The sequence below is a fragment of the Bradyrhizobium sp. SZCCT0148 genome (assembly GCF_018129985.1).
Taxonomy (GTDB): Bacteria; Pseudomonadota; Alphaproteobacteria; order Rhizobiales; family Xanthobacteraceae; genus Bradyrhizobium; species Bradyrhizobium japonicum_H.
Genome location: NZ_JAFCKT010000004.1, coordinates 356,276 through 370,588 on the forward strand (window position 1 = coordinate 356,276; position 14,313 = coordinate 370,588).

Consider the following 14,313-nt stretch of genomic DNA (forward strand, 5'->3'; position numbering starts at 1 on the left):
ATGCCAGGTCGCCGGCAAAAGCGCATCGTCCGAGCCGTGCACCTTGTTTTGCGCTGCACGGTTCGGATTCGGTTTCAGAGGATACCAAACCTAAAGGCTTGCCACGTAGATTTTTGCGCTGACATCACCATTGGCGGGACCATGAGCACGGCCGCGACGTCCTTTCCCGAGAGGAATGCCGCTGAGGCCGCGGATCTCGTGCTCTCGCCCGGTGCCGCGGCCCCCGAGGTGCTGGCGCGCCGGGCCCGGCAGCGCCGCCAGATGTATATCGGCCAGGTGGCGAGCTATTCGCTGGGTGCCTCAGTCCTGTTGCTCTACGCCTATGCCGGCGCAGTCTCCATGGCCGTTCCGTCGCTGTTCTGGCTCGGCGGCCTCCTGATCATCGGGACGTTCACGGTGCTGTCGGAAGCCGGCTTCGGCGACCGGTTCCAGGACCATTACCTCACCGTCTTCCAGATCTCGGCACATATGGCGCTGCAGCTGGTGTTCCTGCTCGCCGTCCCCACGGTCGGGGTCTCGTTCATCGCCGTGCTGTTTCTGATCTTCGCGTTCGGCACGCTGAGGATGACCTCGAGCCAGGCGATGCTCACCTGGGGCCTTGCCACCTGTGGGCTCGCTCTGGTCTTCCTCGGTTCGGACCTGCCGATCGGATTGCCGGTTGCCACTCGCCTGGAGCGAACTGCCGCGATGCTCTGCTTCGTGCTGGTGATCGGCCAGTGCGCCTTCCTCGGCCTGTTCGGCGCCACCCTGCGCAAGATCCTGTACCGGCGCAGCATCGAGCTGAAAGATGCCTATCAGCGCATCGAGGAGCTGGCCGAGCTCGACGAGCTCACCGGTTCCTACAACCGCCGCTGCATCATGCGGCTTCTCGACGCCGAGATCGAAAAGTCCCGGCAGGCATCGAGACCTTTCGCGATCGCGCTGATCGATCTCGACTGGTTCAAGCGCATCAACGACGCCCACGGCCACCCTGTCGGGGATGAGGTGCTGCGCACCTTCGCGATCACCATGTTCGCCAATATCCGGCCGGCCGACAGCTTCGGCCGCTATGGCGGCGAGGAATTCCTGCTGCTGCTGCCGGACACCTCGGGTGACGCCGCACAGCGCATGCTCGAGCGCTTGCGCAGCATCGTCGCCGATCTCGACTGGAGCGCTTTTTCCCTGACTATGCACGTGACCATTTCCGCGGGCGTTGTGACGCTGCACGACGTCGATACTGCCGACACGTTTCTCGCGCGCGCCGATCGCGCGCTCTATTCCGCCAAGGCGCAAGGGCGCAACCGCATTGCAACGAGCTGACCACTCCATTTATTCCCGCTGCGGCAGAAGCCGCCGCCGGACCAAGCGCTCCAGGACAGGGCCATGAGATCCAGATCCGCGAAAACATCCGAGAATTTGCTCGAGGAACTGCAGGCCGCGCTCTCGCACGGCACCGTCGCGCGCCGGGTCGAGACGCTGCGCCGCGTCACCGATCTGTTCGTGGGCAACGCGGTGGACTATTCCGACGACCACATCCGCGTGTTCGACGACGTGTTCCAGTGCCTGATCGAGCGGATCGAGACCTCGGCCAAAGCACTGCTCGCCGATCGCCTCGCACCGATCGCGGCCGCGCCGCCGAAAATCATCCGCACGCTCGCGCTCGACGAGGTCATCGAGGTCTCCGGCCCCGTGCTATCGAAATCGGAACGGCTGGACGAGACGACCCTGATCGAGATCGCGCGCACGAGGGGCCAGGCGCATCTCAAGGCGATCTCGCTCAGGCGGGTGTTGTCGGAAGCGCTGACCGACGTGCTGGTGACGCGCGGCAATGAGGACGTGGTGCAGTCGACCGTCGGCAATCCGGGCGCGCGGCTCTCCGAGGGAAGCCTCGCCGATCTCGTCACCCGCGCCGAACGCGACGATGACCTCGCCACCTGCATCGGCGAGCGGCCGGACCTGCCGCGCCATCACTATTTGAAGCTGATCGCGAAAGCGTCCCTGAGCGTACGCAGGAAGCTCGAGGCCGCGCATCCGGAGCTCGCCGACGAGGTGTCGAGCGTTGTGCAGGAGGTGGCCCAGAGGGCCCGCGCCGCCGCCATGACGAAGCAGACCGAGATGGCGCGCGCGCTGGTGAGGTCACTGCACGAGGACGGCCGTCTCAACGAATTCCAGGTCACCAGTTTCGCCGAGCAGGGCAAATTCGACGAAACCAATGCGGGGCTCGCGGCGCTCGCGGGCGTCGCCGTCGAGACCGCCGAAACCATGATGATCGAAAGCCGCACCGAGGGCGTGATGATCCTCGCCAAGGTCGCGGGCATGTCCTGGCCAAGCGTGCGCGCCGTCATCGCGATGCGCGAGAAGCTCTCCGGCGGCTCGCAGACCGACATGCTGACGCTGCGCGACGCCTACGAGGCGCTGCGCAGCTCAACCGCGCAGCAGGTGCTGCGCTTCCACCGCATGCAGCAGGGCACGATCCCGGCGGCGTGAGGCCCGGTCAGTATCGCAGAACCCTCGCCCCGACCGCCGCGCCGATCGCAGTCACCACCGCCGCCGCGAGCGTGTACCAGGTTGCGACGAACAGGGGAGAATCGTCGGTGCAGTGCGAGGCATAAAGCGTCGCGGCAAGCCCGGCCGACACCAGGCCAGCGAGCGCTCCGGCCAGCGCGGGATGCGAGGGCGCGCCATGGCGCAGGCCGAACAGCGCGCCCGCAAGCAGCGGCAGCGACATTGCCGGAATTGCGACCAGGCATACCCTGGAGTTCTTGCCCATCAAGCGCATCGTCATCGGCATGGCCGGCGCCATCATCGCCTCGCTGCCGATCGCAACTGCCAGCAGCCCGACCGGAAGCAGCAGCAGCCAGCCCCAACCACGCAGCAGGGCCTCGGGGCGCGACAGATGCAGGCTGACGATGATTGCGGGGATCGCGAGTGACAGCGTCACCGCGAACTTCATGTCGAAGAACGGGTTGTGCATGGCCGTCATCACGTCCGGCCGCACGCCGAGGAACGTCGCAAAGATCAGGATCGACAAGGGCGCGGCCACCAGCAGCGCCATGGTCAGCACGGCGCCGACGCGCGGCACGCGATGAGGGTTGTCGGCTGCGAGCGAACGGATGAGTTGATCGGTGTCCATGACTAGTGGTCCCGCAGTTTGGCCGTCAGCGCCGCAAGTCCGCGATGGAGTGCGACCCGCACCGCGCCTTCGCTCATCGAAAACTTCGTCGCCGTGTCCTTGATCGAAGCGCTCTCGACCGCGATCGACTGCAGCACGTCGCGCTGGCGCTGCGGCAGGGTGTTGAGCTGGGCTGCGACCTCGCCCGCGGAGGCCGTTTCCTCGGGCGCCTCGCCCGGCAGGGTTTCGGAGAAATCCTCGATGTTGACGAAGACGCGCCTGCCGCGCCGGCGCAGCGCGTCGATCAGCTTGTTGCGGCCGATGGCAAACAGCCAGGGCGCGAAGGGGGCTTCGCTGTCCCAGGTGTGCCGCTTCAGATGCACCGCCAACAGAATCTCCTGCACGATATCCTCTGCTTGGTCGGGAGGCTGGCCGGCCCGGGCCAGGCCTCGCCTCGCAGCCGCGCGCAGCACCGGCGTGACCGCCCTCAACAGGCGATGATACGCCGCATCATCGCCAGCCATGGCCGACCGCATCAGGCCGGTCCATTCGTCCTCACGTCCGCGCACGCGCGCCCCTCACAAAGCAATTCGGCCGCTCGTTCAAATTGTTACGCCAGCCCGACGAGATCACGAATTCGTGATCGAGTGCCGGCGTCGTCTTCGGCCCGGCCATCGACGTATGCGCCGGCTCATAACAGAGATCGGCTCGTCCCGCACCGGGCGGCTGGCTCCATGAGTGCCGGTTTGCCCCGGTTTTGCCCGGTGTAGCCCGAAGATTCCCATTTTCTGCCCCGCTGTCGTCACGCCCCAGGGTCTCTGTTCGGTCCCGGGACGGGCGGAATTGGGGAGATCATCACCATGATGAAAGCCAGCGGGCGCGCGGCCCTGATTGTTCTGGCCGGGCTTTTTTTGCTGTTCGGCGGCTTTGCACAGGCGGCACCAGCCTCATCCACCACCAAATCGGACGGCGCGGGCAAGCAGGCCGATGCGGCCAAGCCGAGCAAGCACCGACGCCACGAGTCACGCCGCAACGTCAGCAGCAAGACGGTGCAGAAATCGGCCGACAAGGCTTCGGTGGACAAGGCTGATGCTCCCGCAAAGGACGAGCCGAAAGCCGACACCAAGACCGACACCAACGTGGCGGTCTCGAGCCAGATGCCGCCGGCGGTTGCCAACGCCAATGCGCAGCTCGCCGCCGCCGATACCCCGACTGCGGCAGCGGCCTCCGCGATGACGGATCGCGCCAACGGCAATGTCCAGGCAGCGGCCGACGATACCAACGCTGCGAATGGCGAGAGCCAGAACGCCGAGAATCAGGTCATCGCCCCCGATCAGCTCAACGACATCGACCGCGCCGCGCAACAGGACAGTCCACCGGCGCAGAAGGCGGTAATCGCCGCAACCGAGGCACAGCCCCGACCGGCACCGGTGATGGCCAGCAGCCAGCAGAGCTCGGCCTGGGACCAGAGCTCCCTGATCGGCAAGATCTTCATCGGCGTCGGCACGCTGCTAACGCTGGCGTCCGCCGCGCGCATGTTCATGGCGTGAGCGCTGGCCCGAATTCCGAGACTGGATTTCTGGCTTGAGAGACCGTCACCGGAACGCGCATCCCGCTGTGTGTTTTGGCCTCTCTCAGCCCCCTTGAAGCCCACCGCGCCAGCGGGCACATTGCCCGCCTGATCAAAAAACGTGGGTGGAGCATGAGCACGTTCGAACACATCATCGTCGAGAGCAAAGGCGCGGTCGGCATCATCAAGCTGAACCGGCCTAAGCTGCTCAACGCGCTCTCCTTCGGCGTCTTCCGCGAGATCGCAGCTGCCGTCGACGATCTCGAGGCCGATGACGCCATCGGCTGCATCGTCGTGACCGGCAGCGAGAAGGCCTTTGCCGCCGGCGCCGACATCAAGGAGATGCAGCCGAAGGGCTTCATCGACATGTTCTCGGAGGATTTTGCCGCGATCGGCGGCGACCGAGTCGCGCGCTGCCGCAAGCCGACCATCGCCGCTGTTTCCGGCTATGCGCTCGGCGGCGGCTGCGAGCTCGCCATGATGTGCGATTTCATCATCGCCGCCGACACCGCCAAGTTCGGCCAGCCCGAGATCACGCTTGGCACCATTCCCGGCATCGGCGGTACCCAGCGCCTGACGCGCGCCATCGGCAAGTCCAAGGCGATGGACCTCTGCCTCACCGGCCGCATGATGGATGCGGCGGAAGCCGAGCGAAGCGGCCTCGTCAGCCGCATCGTGCCCGCCGACAAGCTGATGGACGAGGTGATGGCGGCGGCCGAGAAGGTCGCCGCTATGTCGCGCCCTGCGGCCGCGATGGCCAAGGAAGCGGTGAACCGCGCCTTCGAGACCACGCTTGCCGAGGGCATGAGCGTCGAACGCAACCTGTTCCACTCGACCTTCGCGCTGGAGGACCGCTCCGAGGGCATGGCGGCGTTCATCGAGAAGCGCAAGCCGGTGAACAAGAACAGGTAATCCGGCGCACGGTCAGGCTGGTGTAAGGCTCGACCGCGTTCCCGCGGACTCCCTGTGACGAAGCTGCAACAAGCACGGATTTCATGGGGGTTTCCCCCGCGGCAGTTTGCCTGCGGGACCTCGGCTGGTTAAACAGTTAAGAGGCCACCGTCGGCGGGGGCGGACAGCCGGGTTAAACGGGATTACATGATTGGGCGTACCGCCAGAGCTGGTCGCGAGATGACGCGGCATCGATCAGGCGTGGGTCCTGCGCTTGCGACATGGACCGCGCTGGTGCTGTGCTGCGCCTTGCCGTCCGCCGCCGGGGCTGAAGCTCTGCCCGAGGCGCTCGCCAAGGCCTACCAGACCAATCCGCAGCTCAATGCCGAACGTGCGCGACAACGCGCCACGGACGAGAACGTGCCGCAGGCCCTCGCGGGTTACCGGCCGCAGATCGTGGCGAGCCTTAGCGCCGGCCTGCAATCGGTGCGCAATCTGCTGCCCGACAACACCATTCAGACCGGCAATCTGAAGCCATGGATCATCGGCGTCACCGTGACGCAGACCCTGTTCAACGGCTTCCGCACCGCCAACAATGTGCGCGCCGCCGAGCTCCAGGTGCAGTCGGGCCGCGAGGCGCTGCGCAATGTGGGCCAGGGCGTGCTGCTCGACGCGGTCACCGCCTACACCAACGTGCTGGCCAACCAGTCGCTGGTCGAGGCGCAGCGTTCCAACGTCGCTTTCCTGCGCGAGACGCTCTCGGTCACCCAGCGCCGCCTCAACGCCGGCGATGTCACGCCGACCGACAGCGCGCAGGCCGAAGCGCGCCTCAACCGCGGCCTTGCCGATCTCAACGCGGCCGAAGTCTCGCTTGCCATCAGCCAGGCGACCTACGCGCAGGTGATCGGCAATGCGCCGTCGCAGCTTCGGCCCGCCGAAACGGTCGATCGCTATCTGCCGAAGAGCCGCGACGACGCGATGACAATGGCCATCCGCCAGCATCCGGCGGTGTTGGCCGCCGGCTTCGACGTCGACGTCGCCTCCACCAACATCCGCATCGCGGAAGGCACCCTGCTGCCGAGCGCCACCATCCAGGGCAGCGCAAGCAAGAGCCGCAACAACGATCCGACCCTCGGCACCTTCGCCGAGGACCAGGCCTCGATCGTCGCCAACATCACCGCGCCGATCTACGACGGCGGCCAGGCCGCCGCGCAGACCCGGCAGGCCAAGGAGATTACGGCGCAAAGCCGCCTCGTGCTCGACCAGGTCCGCAATCAGGCGCGCACGGCGGCCGTGAGCGCCTGGGTCGCCAACGAGGGCGCCAAAATCACCGTGTCTGCCTCGGAATCCGAAGTGAAGGCCGCGACCGTCGCACTCCAGGGCGTGCAGCGCGAGGCTGCCGGTGGACAACGCACAACGGTCGATGTTTTGAACTCGCAGGCCGATCTGATCCAGGCCAAGGCCCGCCTGATCGGCGCCAACCGCGACCGCGTCATCGCCTCCTACACGCTGCTCAGCGCCATCGGTCATCTCGACGTCAAGACGCTCAGCCTGAACACGCCCGACTATCTGCCGGAGGTGCACTACCACCAGGTTCGCGACGCCTGGCACGGGCTGCGCACGCCGTCCGGGCAGTAGCGGTTCGCAACGGGGAGCCTTCGAGCGCCCTGCCCGACGTTGCGCGTTGACGGCTCACGCCCGCTTGCGGATCTCGTCGAGCAGCTATGCAGCGAAGTGCGGCGGTTGCCAGGCCGATGTGATACTGTCTCGGCATCGTTTTCAAATAACGAAGCAGGAGAGAAACCATGCTCAGCCGACGCGGCGTCCTGTTCGCCTCCCTTGCCGCCGGAGCAGCCATGACCAACAAAGCCCACGCACGTGCTTCGCAGCCCGCAACGCCGGTCAATTTCGAAGTCCCGCTGCACGCCTGCGACTGTCACACCCATATCCATGGCGATGTCGAAAAGTTTCCATTCTTCGCGGGGCGCGTCTATACGCCGGAGCCGGCGAGCCCCGAGGAAATGGCCGCACTGCACAAGGCGCTGCATATCGAGCGCGTGGTGATCGTGACGCCGAGCGTCTATGGTACCGACAATTCCTCGACGCTATTCGGCATGAAGGCGCGCGGCGCGACCGCGCGCGGAGTGGCCGTGATCGACGACAAGACCACTGAGGCACAGCTCGATACGATGCAGCAGGAAGGTTTCCGCGGCATCCGCATCAATCTGGCGACCGGCGGCATCAGCGATCCCGACGTCGGCCGCGCCCGCTTCACCGCTGCCGTCGAGCGCATGAAGGCACGCGGCTGGCATGTGCAACTCTATACGACGCTGCCGATGATTTCCGCGATCAAGGACCTCGTGCTGGCCGCGCCGGTGCCCGCCGTGTTCGACCATTTCGGCGGGCTCGAGGCCTCGCTCGGGCTGGAGCAACCGGGATTTGCGGACTTGGTCGCGCTCGTCAAATCCGGCAAGGCCTATGTGAAGATCTCCGGCGCGTATCGCTCGTCGAAGCTTGCGCCCGACTATCAGGACATGGTGCCCTATGCACGGGCGCTGATCGCGGCGAATGCGGACCGCATCGTCTGGGGCACTGACTGGCCGCATCCGGATTCGAGCCGTGTCGAGGGACGCAAGCCCACCGACATCGCGCCGCTCTATCAGATCGACGACGGCCGCCTGCTCAACCAGCTTCCGGTGTGGGCACCGGACGCCGATGTGCGCAAGAAGATCCTGGTCGACAACCCGGCACGACTTTACGGGTTCTGACCTCAGCGTGCGCGGCGCGAGAAGAACGAGATCAGGACCGGCAAGGTCACGAGGATCACGATCGGCGCCAGCATCATGCCGGTGACGACGACGACCGCAAGCGGCTTCTGCACCTGCGAGCCGATGCCCTCCGACAGCGCCGCCGGCAGCAGCCCGACGCCGGCGACGACGCAGGTCATCAGCACGGGCCGGAGCTGAAGCTCGCCGGTCCGCACCACCGCGCTCATGCGGTCCATGCCCTCTTCGATCAGCTGGTTGTACTGCGACAGGATGATAATGCCGTCCATCACGGCGATGCCGAACAGCGCGATGAACCCGATCGCCGCGGAGACGCTGAATGCCGTACCTGAGATCAACAGCCCCAGAACGCCGCCGAAGATCGCCATCGGGATCACGCTCATCGCGAGCAGCGTATCCGTCATCGAGCCGAAGTTGAACCAGAGCAGCACGCCGATCAGCGCCAGCGAGATCGGCACCACGATCGAGAGCCGCCGAATCGCGTCCTGGAGGTTGCCGAACTCGCCGACCCATTCCATGCGCGAGCCAGGCGGCAGCTGCACCTGTTCGGCGATCTTTTGCTGGGCCTCGCTGATGGCGCTGCCGAGGTCGCGCTCGCGCACCGAGAACTTGATCGGCAGATAGCGTTCCTGCTGCTCGCGATAGATGTAGGCCGCGCCCGAGACGAGGCTGATGGTGGCGACCTCGCTCAGCGGAATCTGCGTGACGGTGCCGTTCGGTCCGGGCGCGCCAATGCGCAAATTCTGGATCGCCTCGGCACTGCGGCGATATTCCGGCGCGAGCCGGACGATGATCGGGAAGTGACGATCGGAGCCGGACTCGTAGAGATCGCCCGCGGTATCGCCGCCGATCGCGACCTTGATGGTGGCGTTGATGTCGCCCGGCGCGAGGCCATAGCGCGCGGCCTTGGCGCGGTCGATGTCGATCTGGACGGTCGGCTGCCCCAGCGAGGTGAACACCGCAAGGTCGGTGACGCCCTGCACCGTGGCCAGCACCGACTTGATTTTGTTGGCGGTGTCGGTGAGCGCCTGAAGGTCGCTGCCGAACAGCTTGATCGAGTTCTCGCCCTTCACGCCGGAGACGGCTTCGGAGACGTTGTCCTGGAGATATTGCGAGAAGTTGAACTCGACGCCCGGGAAGCGGTCGTCGAGCTGCTTGAGCAGTTGCGCGGTCAGCTCCTCCTTGTCGCGGGTGCCTGGCCATTCGCTGATCGGTTTCAACGGCGCGAAGAACTCGGCGTTGAAGAACCCGGCGGCATCGGTGCCGTCGTCGGGACGGCCGTGCTGCGACACCACGGACTCGACCTCGGGCCGGGCGCGGATCAGCTTGCGCATCTCGTTGACGTAGGAGTTGCCCTCCTGGAGCGAGATGGTCGGCGGCAGCGTGGCGCGTATCCAGAGATTGCCCTCTTCGAGCTTGGGCAGGAATTCGAGGCCGAGCAGCCGGCTCAGCGCCACCGTCATCAGCACGAGACCGACCGCACCGCCGAGCACGATATTGCGGTTGGCGACGGCCCATCGCAGCAACGGCGAGTACAGCCGGTGCAGAATCCGCATCCCCCTGGTCTCGGTTTCCTCGACATGCGCGGGCAGGATGATCGCGGACAACGCGGGTGTGACGGTGAAGGTCGCAAGGAGCCCGCCGGCCAGCGCATAAGCATAGGTGCGGGCCATCGGTCCGAAGATGTTGCCCTCGACGCCGGACAGCGTGAACAGCGGCAGGAAGGCCGCGATGATAATCGCCGCGGCGAAGAAGATCGAGCGCGAGACGTCGGCGGCCGCGCTGAGGATGGCGTGGCTCTTCATGCCGAACAGCGTCTCATTGGACATATGTTCGGTCTCGGACATCGGCGTCGTCTGGGTCAGACGGCGGAAAATCGCCTCCACCATGATGACGGTGGCATCGACGATCAGGCCGAAATCGATCGCGCCGACCGACAGCAGATTGGCCGATTCCCCGCGCAGCACCAGAATGATGACGGCAAAGAACAGCGCGAACGGAATGGTGGCGCCGACGATCAGCGCGCTCCGCAGGTCACCCAGGAAGATCCACTGCAACAGCACGATCAGGAGAATGCCGACCACCATGTTGTGCAGTACGGTGTGGGTGGTGAGCGCGATCAGGTCGCCGCGGTCGTAGATGCGCTCGATGCGCACGCCGGGCGGCAGGATGCTGGAGTTATTGATCTGCCGGACGAGCTGGTGGACGCGCTTGATGGTCGGCGAACTCTGCTCGCCGCGGCGCATCAGCACGATGCCCTGCACGATGTCGTCGGACTCGTCGAGGCCGGCAATGCCAAGGCGCGGCTTCTGGCCGACGGTGACAGTGGCGACGTCCTTGACCAGCACCGGATTGCCGCCGCTCTGCGCCACCATGGTATTGGCGAGATCGTCGATCGACCGGATCAGTCCGACGCCGCGCACCACGGCCGATTGCTGGCCGATATTGACGGTATTGCCGCCGACATTGACGTTGGAATTGCCGACCGCCTGGAGCAATTGCGGCAGCGTCAGGCCGTTGGCGACCAGCTTGTTGAAGTCGACCTGAAGCTCATAGGTCTTGCTCTTGCCGCCCCAGCCGGTGACGTCGATGACCCCCGGCACGGCTCGGAAGCGGCGCTGCAGGATCCAGTCCTGGATGGTCTTGAGATCGAGCACGCTGTAGTTCGGCGGGCCCACGAGACGGTAGCGGAAGATCTCGCCGATCGGGCTGAGCGGCGAGATCTGCGGCTGCACGTTGCCCGGCAGCGGCGCGAGCTGCGCGAGGCGGTTCAACACCTGCTGCAACGCCTCGTCATAGGTGTAGGCGAACGAGAACTGAATCTTGACGTCGGAAAGACCGTAGAGCGAGATGGTGCGGATGGTCGTGATGTTCTTCAGGCCTGCGACCTGGGTCTCGATCGGGATCGTGATGTAGCGCTCGATCTCCTCCGCCGACAGCCCCGGCGATTGCGTCACGATGTCGACCATCGGCGGGGTCGGATCGGGATACGCCTCGATGTTGAGCTGGTTGAACGCGATGACGCCGCCAATCAGCACGGCGACGAACATCCCGACCATCAGGAAGCGCCGGTTCACGGCAAGGGCGACGAGGCGATCCATTCAGGTCTTCAGCTTGTTTCGTTTTCTTGGGCGGTCGATCAGCTGCCGGACGCCGCGCGGTCGATGAACAGGCTGCCTTTGACGACGATCTGCTCGCCGGGATTCAGATTGCGGGTGACCTCGACGAGGTTGCCGTTGATGAGGCCGATCTTGATCTCGCGCAGCTCGACCGATTTGTCCTCACGTGCGACCCAGAGGCGGACCTTGTCGGCCTCGTAGATCAGCGCCTGCTTCGGCACCGCGGGCGCGGCGCGGTCACCCGCGGAATAGATCGTGACGTTCGCGAACATCTCGGGCTTGAGCAGCCCGTCCTTGTTGTCGATGGTGGCGCGGACCATCAGGCGGCGGGTGTTGGGGTCGATCGCGGCAGCAACGTAATTGATCTTGGCGGTCAAGGGGCGGCCCGGGAGCGCCATCACGTTGACGGTGATGTCCTGGCCGACGCAGACCGCAGCGGCATCGCTCTCGCGCACGAAGGCGGTGAGCCAGACAGTCGAGAGATCGCCGACCACGAAGACAGGATCGCTGGCGCCGGAATTGACATATTGGCCGGGGCCGATCTTGCGCTGCACGACCGTGCCGGCGATCGGCGAGTGGATCGTGATCTCCCGATCGATGACACCCTTGTCCTGGAACGCCTTGATGGTCTCGTCGGTGAAGCCGAGGATGCGCAGCTTGTTGCGCGCAGCTTCCAGCGCGGTCGCCGAAGAGCGCATGTCGTTTTGCGCCTGGACCTGCGTCGCTTCCGCCTGCTGATAATCCTTCAAGGGAATGGCGCGGCCTTCATAGAGGTCCTTGGCCCGTTTGAACTGGATGTCGGCAAGGTCGATCGCCGACTTCGCCTTGTTCTGCGCGGTCATTGCTGCGATGAAATCGTTCTGGGCCTGCACCGTATCGGCGGCCTCGATCGTGAACAGCGGTTGGCCCTGCTTCAGCATCTCACCCGGCTTGGCGAGCAGCTTGGTAACCCGGCCGGCATAGGGCGAGAACACCGGCGTCGAACGGTCCTCGTCGACGGCGACCTTGCCTTCAGTGACATATTCGGCGCGGAAGGCTCTGGCCTTGACCGGCTCGATCGTCAGCGACGCCCATTCCGACGGTGTCGGCGTGAAGTTCTGCGCATTCCTGCGCGACTGGCTGGAGATCTCGGAGTGCTTCTTGTCCTTCGAGCCCGAACCAAGGAAGCCGTAGGCACCGGCGCCGGCAAGGGATAGTAGAACTACGGATGCGATCACCCGTTGCTTTGTAAACACCTGCAATCGCTTGGTATTTTCAACTACCATGGAGCCCGGTCGTGTCTGCGACGATCTTGGCAGATGCCTGCCTTATCGGTCGCGCTAATAGTGCCGAATTAGGATTTCAAACAACCTAAAAAACGCTGCGCGCCTTTCGGTTTGCGTTAAAATTTTGCGACATGTCAGTTTCATGTCAGCTTCGCGCCGGCCACTGCGCCGGATGACTGCCGAGCGGCATGGCCGGACGAGACCATTGCGCCGGTGTCGTCGACAGCAACGCCGCATGACGCACTGCCTTCAACATGCCGAAGCCAGATGGCATGCTCTCGATGAACGCAGCATGTACGGCCTCGCCCGTAAGATCCGGCGTGTTCAGTCCGCTAGCGAGGCGGCCGAGATTCCAAAGCCATCGTCCGGTCTGCGCCAGCGACACGCGCACGTGCCAGCTGCCGCCTTCGCGCGCCTGGCGCATCTTCGCCATCATCGCGCCGAACGCCATTAGATAGCCGGTGGCGTGGTCGAGCATCTGCGCCGGCAACTCCTTCGGGCCATCGAGGCCGGCAGCACACCCCTCGTTGTGGTTGAATCCGGTGGTGGTTTGCACCAGGGAATCAAAGCCGCGACGCCCGGCCCAGGGGCCGGCATGGCCATAGGCCGACAGCGTCACGTAGACGATGCCCGGGTTGATCTCGGCCGCGTCCTCGGGCGCAAAGCCGAGGGCAGCGAGCGCGCGTGGGCGATAACCCTGCGAGAAGATGTCGGCGTCCCGCAACAAGTCGCGCAATTGCGCCCTGCCCGTCTCGCTCTTCAACTCGATGAAGGTGGTCAGCTTGCCACGGCCGGTGTCGATGGTGAGCCAGTCGATCGCGGGCAGCCCCGGTCCTGAGACGAGCAGCACATCCGCACCATGCGCAGCGAGCGTGCGCCCTGCGACGGGGCCCGCAATGACGCGGGAGAGATCGAGCACGCGAAGACCTGCGAGCGGACGATCGCCTTCCGGCCACGGCTTTGGCGGGGCTTCGCCGATCTTCTCAATCGAGATCAGCGGCAATTCGGCGAGCGCGCGCGCCTGGGGCAGCGCCGACCATTCGTCGTGGGAGCGCATCAGCGCAACGACGCCGCCCGCGGCGTAGGCCTCGGCTTCAAAATCCTCGCCCTTCCATTGCATCAGCGCCGCCTGCACCTTGTCGCGCTCCGCATCACAGCCGAGCACCTTGCAGACGGCATCGCGGTGATGCGGGAAATTGGTGTGGCAACGAACGAACCGATTGTCGCCGGTCCTGTAGACGCCGGCGATGGCGTCCCAGGCCGGCGGCGGCGGCTTGTCGTCGACGCGCAGATACCGCTCGGAACGGCATTCGGCGACGGCGTGGCGCAGATCGACGCTCACGTCCTGCGCCTGTCCGCTGCGCAGCCGCCAGATCTCCGCGGCGGCAAGGCCGGCAGCGGCGATGGTCGTCTGTCCGGCAATTGCGACGCGAAACGAGGACGGAAGCTGAGGCTCCTCGCCGCTCAGCCGGACGCGTCCGAGCGCCGGCGCATCGCCACCGGCGGAGGTCCAGATGTCCTTGAGAATGTCGGCAGGGCTTTGCATGGCCGCTTCTCTCCCCTAGCTTTTCCGCGACCATCCATCAGCGCA

Annotated in this window: 11 protein-coding genes; 6 read left to right on the top strand and 5 right to left on the bottom strand. The window is 65.4% G+C overall.

Features of this window, described 5'->3' with window-relative positions:
* Positions 1 to 141: 141 nt before the first annotated feature.
* Both JQ580_RS16435 and JQ580_RS16440 read left to right on the top strand, forming a co-directional pair.
* A complete protein-coding gene (locus JQ580_RS16435) occupies positions 142 to 1,299 on the top strand; it encodes a GGDEF domain-containing protein (RefSeq protein ID WP_212281095.1) in 1,158 nt (385 codons plus the stop codon).
* 63 nt (positions 1,300 to 1,362) lie between these two features.
* Complete coding sequence (locus JQ580_RS16440; RefSeq protein WP_212281096.1) at positions 1,363 to 2,466, top strand: DUF2336 domain-containing protein; 1,104 nt, start codon at positions 1,363 to 1,365, stop codon at positions 2,464 to 2,466.
* A gap of 7 nt (positions 2,467 to 2,473) precedes the next feature.
* On the opposite strand, the gene JQ580_RS16445 is transcribed toward JQ580_RS16440, so the two are convergent.
* Positions 2,474 to 3,112, bottom strand: a complete 639-nt coding sequence (locus tag JQ580_RS16445; RefSeq protein WP_212281097.1) for an NrsF family protein — start codon at positions 3,110 to 3,112, stop codon at positions 2,474 to 2,476.
* Between the two features lie 2 nt (positions 3,113 to 3,114).
* Positions 3,115 to 3,660: a sigma-70 family RNA polymerase sigma factor gene (locus JQ580_RS16450; RefSeq protein ID WP_212281098.1), complete on the bottom strand. Its 546-nt coding sequence runs from the start codon at positions 3,658 to 3,660 to the stop codon at positions 3,115 to 3,117.
* A 291-nt stretch (positions 3,661 to 3,951) separates the two neighbouring features.
* On the opposite strand from JQ580_RS16450, the gene JQ580_RS16455 reads away from it, so the two are divergent.
* From JQ580_RS16455 to JQ580_RS16470, 4 genes are all read left to right on the top strand, one after another.
* The gene (locus JQ580_RS16455; RefSeq protein WP_212281099.1) at positions 3,952 to 4,641 is read left to right on the top strand and encodes a hypothetical protein; all 690 of its coding nucleotides are present in this window, start codon (positions 3,952 to 3,954) and stop codon (positions 4,639 to 4,641) included.
* A 152-nt stretch (positions 4,642 to 4,793) separates the two neighbouring features.
* Entirely contained in the window at positions 4,794 to 5,573 is a 780-nt protein-coding gene (locus JQ580_RS16460; RefSeq protein WP_212281100.1) for an enoyl-CoA hydratase, read from the top strand.
* A gap of 186 nt (positions 5,574 to 5,759) precedes the next feature.
* Positions 5,760 to 7,190: a TolC family outer membrane protein gene (locus JQ580_RS16465; RefSeq protein ID WP_409363206.1), complete on the top strand. Its 1,431-nt coding sequence runs from the start codon at positions 5,760 to 5,762 to the stop codon at positions 7,188 to 7,190.
* Positions 7,191 to 7,357: 167 nt separating this feature from the next.
* On the top strand, positions 7,358 to 8,320 hold the full coding sequence (locus tag JQ580_RS16470) for an amidohydrolase family protein (protein ID WP_212281102.1): 963 nt from the start codon (positions 7,358 to 7,360) through the stop codon (positions 8,318 to 8,320).
* Positions 8,321 to 8,322: 2 nt separating this feature from the next.
* Here the strand turns inward: JQ580_RS16470 and JQ580_RS16475 are convergent, their stop codons facing one another.
* From JQ580_RS16475 to JQ580_RS16485, 3 genes are all read right to left on the bottom strand, one after another.
* Positions 8,323 to 11,439 (bottom strand): efflux RND transporter permease subunit, encoded by a 3,117-nt coding sequence (locus JQ580_RS16475; RefSeq protein ID WP_212281103.1) that lies wholly within the window; start codon positions 11,437 to 11,439, stop codon positions 8,323 to 8,325.
* 38 nt (positions 11,440 to 11,477) lie between these two features.
* Positions 11,478 to 12,722: an efflux RND transporter periplasmic adaptor subunit gene (locus JQ580_RS16480; RefSeq protein WP_212281104.1), complete on the bottom strand. Its 1,245-nt coding sequence runs from the start codon at positions 12,720 to 12,722 to the stop codon at positions 11,478 to 11,480.
* A gap of 145 nt (positions 12,723 to 12,867) precedes the next feature.
* Positions 12,868 to 14,268 (bottom strand): CoA transferase, encoded by a 1,401-nt coding sequence (locus tag JQ580_RS16485; RefSeq protein ID WP_212281105.1) that lies wholly within the window; start codon positions 14,266 to 14,268, stop codon positions 12,868 to 12,870.
* Positions 14,269 to 14,313 lie beyond the last annotated feature (45 nt).

Bases quoted from the DNA above. Each gene is read 5' to 3' on its own strand.
- JQ580_RS16435 (WP_212281095.1), top strand. From the start codon at position 142: ATGAGCACGGCCGCGACGTCCTTTCCCGAGAGGAATGCCGCTGAGGCC.
- JQ580_RS16440 (WP_212281096.1), top strand. From the start codon at position 1,363: ATGAGATCCAGATCCGCGAAAACATCCGAGAATTTGCTCGAGGAACTG.
- JQ580_RS16445 (WP_212281097.1), bottom strand. From the start codon at position 3,112: ATGGACACCGATCAACTCATCCGTTCGCTCGCAGCCGACAACCCTCAT.
- JQ580_RS16455 (WP_212281099.1), top strand. From the start codon at position 3,952: ATGATGAAAGCCAGCGGGCGCGCGGCCCTGATTGTTCTGGCCGGGCTT.
- JQ580_RS16460 (WP_212281100.1), top strand. From the start codon at position 4,794: ATGAGCACGTTCGAACACATCATCGTCGAGAGCAAAGGCGCGGTCGGC.
- JQ580_RS16465 (WP_409363206.1), top strand. From the start codon at position 5,760: ATGATTGGGCGTACCGCCAGAGCTGGTCGCGAGATGACGCGGCATCGA.
- JQ580_RS16470 (WP_212281102.1), top strand. From the start codon at position 7,358: ATGCTCAGCCGACGCGGCGTCCTGTTCGCCTCCCTTGCCGCCGGAGCA.
- JQ580_RS16475 (WP_212281103.1), bottom strand. From the start codon at position 11,439: ATGGATCGCCTCGTCGCCCTTGCCGTGAACCGGCGCTTCCTGATGGTC.
- JQ580_RS16480 (WP_212281104.1), bottom strand. From the start codon at position 12,722: ATGGTAGTTGAAAATACCAAGCGATTGCAGGTGTTTACAAAGCAACGG.
- JQ580_RS16485 (WP_212281105.1), bottom strand. From the start codon at position 14,268: ATGCAAAGCCCTGCCGACATTCTCAAGGACATCTGGACCTCCGCCGGT.